This window comes from Candidatus Schmidhempelia bombi str. Bimp (assembly GCF_000471645.3).
GTDB classification, from domain to species: domain Bacteria; phylum Pseudomonadota; class Gammaproteobacteria; order Enterobacterales; family Orbaceae; genus Utexia; species Utexia bombi.
Genome location: NZ_AWGA01000096.1, coordinates 1 through 3754 on the forward strand (window position 1 = coordinate 1; position 3754 = coordinate 3754).

At 34.4% G+C, this 3754-nt stretch carries 6 protein-coding genes; all 6 read right to left on the bottom strand.

Features of this window, described 5'->3' with window-relative positions; translation table 11 throughout:
• Nucleotides 1–225, bottom strand: a 225-nt coding sequence (locus O970_RS08985) for a DUF6911 family protein (protein WP_133459369.1), incomplete at its 3' end; no start/stop codon positions are given.
• Nucleotides 222–905, bottom strand: a complete 684-nt coding sequence (locus O970_RS08990; protein WP_133459370.1) for a cytidine deaminase-like fold-containing protein — start codon at nt 903–905, stop codon at nt 222–224. The genes O970_RS08990 and O970_RS08985, both read right to left, overlap by 4 nt.
• A gap of 211 nt (nt 906–1116) precedes the next feature.
• The gene (locus O970_RS08995) at nt 1117–1506 is read right to left on the bottom strand and encodes a hypothetical protein (RefSeq protein WP_133459371.1); all 390 of its coding nucleotides are present in this window, start codon (nt 1504–1506) and stop codon (nt 1117–1119) included.
• Nucleotides 1507–2021: 515 nt separating this feature from the next.
• On the bottom strand, nt 2022–2411 hold the full coding sequence (locus O970_RS09000; RefSeq protein ID WP_133459371.1) for a hypothetical protein: 390 nt from the start codon (nt 2409–2411) through the stop codon (nt 2022–2024).
• Between the two features lie 260 nt (nt 2412–2671).
• Nucleotides 2672–2944, bottom strand: coding sequence for a hypothetical protein (locus O970_RS09005; protein ID WP_133459372.1), 273 nt, complete (start codon nt 2942–2944; stop codon nt 2672–2674).
• 3 nt (nt 2945–2947) lie between these two features.
• The coding region (locus O970_RS10095; RefSeq protein WP_202976381.1) for a DUF6862 domain-containing protein at nt 2948–3754 on the bottom strand (807 nt) is incomplete at its 5' end.

The window sequence follows — 3754 nt, forward strand, 5'->3', positions numbered from 1 at the left end:
AATCATATAAATATGGATCAAAGTTTCATGATTATCTGAATAAAGAACCATTTCATAAGGCATAAATTCATCTTCTAAATCATTTCTTAATATTAATTTTCCATTATTAATTTTTAATATATCTAAATAATTATTTAGATCAGTTATTGTTGGCATTTCTATTGGAATAAGTTGAATTCTTTCACCATTTTTAAAATAGTATCCACCTATTTCAAAATTAATCATTTCTTTTTAACCTCTCTTAGTTTTTTCATACCTGACTCCCAATAGTAAGTTTTAGGTAACTTTGTTACTTCATCAACCGCGTGAATCGTTACTGATTTTGCATTGGCAGCTTTTGCCGCTGAAACAATATCAGAGCGACAATAATTACATACATCTTTTCCTTTTACAGTGATTTTTAAATCTGCTCCTTTAGCAACTCCTGCTTTATGCGCTTGATGAATTGCACCTATTTCGGCATGAGCATTAGACATATTACTATTTGGCAACGGTAGATTATCTGTTTTACCTTTATCCATCAATTTTTGCTCTTTTGATTTTATTTTCTCAGAAATTAAAGTTGATTCATTTGCATTTGCTTTATCTATAGGTCTAGCTGTTTGATTGGTATCTACAAACTTATGACCATTAACCTCCAGTTCAGCTGTTACTGTCGGTTTTGTTGTATCCGTCGTTCCCTTTTCTGCTTTTATTTCTTGCTCATTTTTGGCATGCTCGCCAAACTGGCTTGATTTATTTCCTTTTTCAGCAGTAGCTTTATTAATTGTCGTTTCAGGGGCTTTTCCTGATTGTTGTATTTCTCCTTTTGCTTCGCCAGCAACTGGTTTATTTTTAACAATTTTATTGCCTTTTATACCATAATGAGTACCTGCCAGTGAAGAGGTAATTCCGTGGGCGGCCATGATAGCTCGATATTGTGTGCTACTTCGATTACACTTGATGAATTGCCTTTCTGACTTTCAGCAATATAACCCATCATAGCAAGCTTTTGGCTTTATCACTGGGAAGTTGGTGGTGATTGATGCACAACAGGGATTGTTGATTATTAGGATTGAAGTCAAAGCTAAAAAATAATAAATAAGAACCCCGCTGGTTAGGCGGGGAACTTACTATCTACCACCACTTAGGATAATTAATAAATTCATTTCTGATGACTGAGTAAACATCATCAGTAATCTTACAACTATACCCAGCAGTCATAACGTTTCCTTCAGGATCTTGTTTCTTAATTGACCATGTAAACTCTATGAACTCATTACTTTTTATTATCTCTATGATAAAAGTATCATCCATATCATTTAGTATAGTGTTTTCTCCCGCATTAAGCCCTTTAGAGAATCGATCCCAGACGTTACAATCAATCCAAATTTCTCCACTGTATGCTAAAAGATGAGTAAACTGTTTCATATTAATATCAATTTTAAATTTAATTGACGGTAAATAATCATCTATTTCTATCTCATTAAAAATGATCTTGATAGGATTGCTTAAATTAATACTCATTAATACCTCTACTTATTTAACTGGTCGAGCATGAATTAAAGCCGGAAGCTCACCGGATTGACGAGGTGGTGCTAATTAGTACCAACAATATGTTTGTTTTGTTGATTCATATTAACAGTTAAGTTGGGGTTTGCATCTGGAGCAAAATTAGCATCTGGTTTTACAGTAGAATTACTAACATCTTTCCCTTTTCCTGCCTTGCTATTCAAGACTTGCCACTTAAAAACAAACTTTCTACTGGTTAACTGGAAATTATTAATCTACAAAGTGGAAGTTATTTCATTGCTAATTACCTTAATCCACACTTCTCCAGACTCCATTAGCTACTTCGATTACACTTGATGAATTGCCTTTCTGACTTTCAGCAATATAACCCATCATAGCAAGCTTTTGGCTTTATCACTGGGAAGTTGGTGGTGATTGATGCACAACAGGGATTGTTGATTATTAGGATTGAAGTCAAAGCTAAAAAATAATAAATAAGAACCCCGCTGGTTAGGCGGGGAACTTACTATCTACCACCACTTAGGATAATTAATAAATTCATTTCTGATGACTGAGTAAACATCATCAGTAATCTTACAACTATACCCAGCAGTCATAACGTTTCCTTCAGGATCTTGTTTCTTAATTGACCATGTAAACTCTATGAACTCATTACTTTTTATTATCTCTATGATAAAAGTATCATCCATATCATTTAGTATAGTGTTTTCTCCCGCATTAAGCCCTTTAGAGAATCGATCCCAGACGTTACAATCAATCCAAATTTCTCCACTGTATGCTAAAAGATGAGTAAACTGTTTCATATTAATATCAATTTTAAATTTAATTGACGGTAAATAATCATCTATTTCTATCTCATTAAAAATGATCTTGATAGGATTGCTTAAATTAATACTCATTAATACCTCTACTTATTTAACTGGTCGAGCATGAATTAAAGCCGGAAGCTCACCGGATTGACGAGGTGGTGCTAATTAGTACCAACAATATGTTTGTTTTGTTGATTCATATTAACAGTTAAGTTGGGGTTTGCATCTGGAGCAAAATTAGCATCTGGTTTTACAGTAGAATTACTAACATCTTTCCCTTTTCCTGCCTTGCTATTCAAGACTTGCCACTTAAAAACAAACTTTCTACTGGTTAACTGGAAATTATTAATCTACAAAGTGGAAGTTATTTCATTGCTAATTACCTTAATCCACACTTCTCCAGACTCCATTATTAAAGTTTTTGATTCTATTTTCACGAGTGCGATATAAGAACCAAATAACTCATCACCATCAAGCATATTTTTACATTCAAATTCCTTCACATTTTTACAATGAATTTTTCCCAAAGAATGCCCATCATAAGTGCTCCATATATCAAAAATAAGATCACAACCAAAATTACTAAAATTTATAGTTCCAAGGATTACATCTTCAAATTTCATAATTTACTCCACAAAATGTCCAGTTGAATGTAATTGATCCGGAAGCCTATTACCAAAATAATCTTGTCGCTCAGAGTATTTACCTGATCTATCTGATTTCCATACTCTTTGTGTTCTAATGACTTCACCTGTTGGCTTGATGGTTACAGTGACACTATCTGGACCTTTCCATGTTTCGTAGCCTCCCTGTGATTGCCCATTACTAGTAAATCCTTTAAATTTTAGATCTTCATAGAGCTTCTCTCTTGTTTTAGGTAAATTCGGAGTTATCTGCCTCGTCGTTCCCTTTTCTGCTTTTATTTCTTGCTCATTTTTGGCATGCTCGCTAAACTGGCTTGATTTATTTCCTTTTTCAGCAGTAGCCTTATTAATTGTCGTTTCAGAGGCTTTTCCTGATTGTTGTATTTCTCCTTTTGCTTCGCCAGCAACTGGTTTATTTTTAACAATTTTATTGCCTTTTATACCATAATGAGTACCTGCCAGTGAAGACGTAATTCCGTGGGCGTCCATGATAGCGCGATATTGTGTCGCGACTTCGGTTACATTACGTCCACTCTCCTTGGCTATGGCTTCTATTGCCAGTAAATGTTGGACTTCCTCCTTAGATAATCCGTTTAATGCCTCATTTAACGCAGCTGCATCATGTCGATATAATTCTCTGTATTTGATTATATAGTTGAAGTCATCGTCGTACTGCGATTTTGTTATCCATGCCTCTTGTAGCGCTCCTTGGCAGGCCAAACTGGCAACATTTCCTAATGAACAGCTATCTTTGATAACTTGTTGCCGCTCTTTATCTTTTTTCTCTAA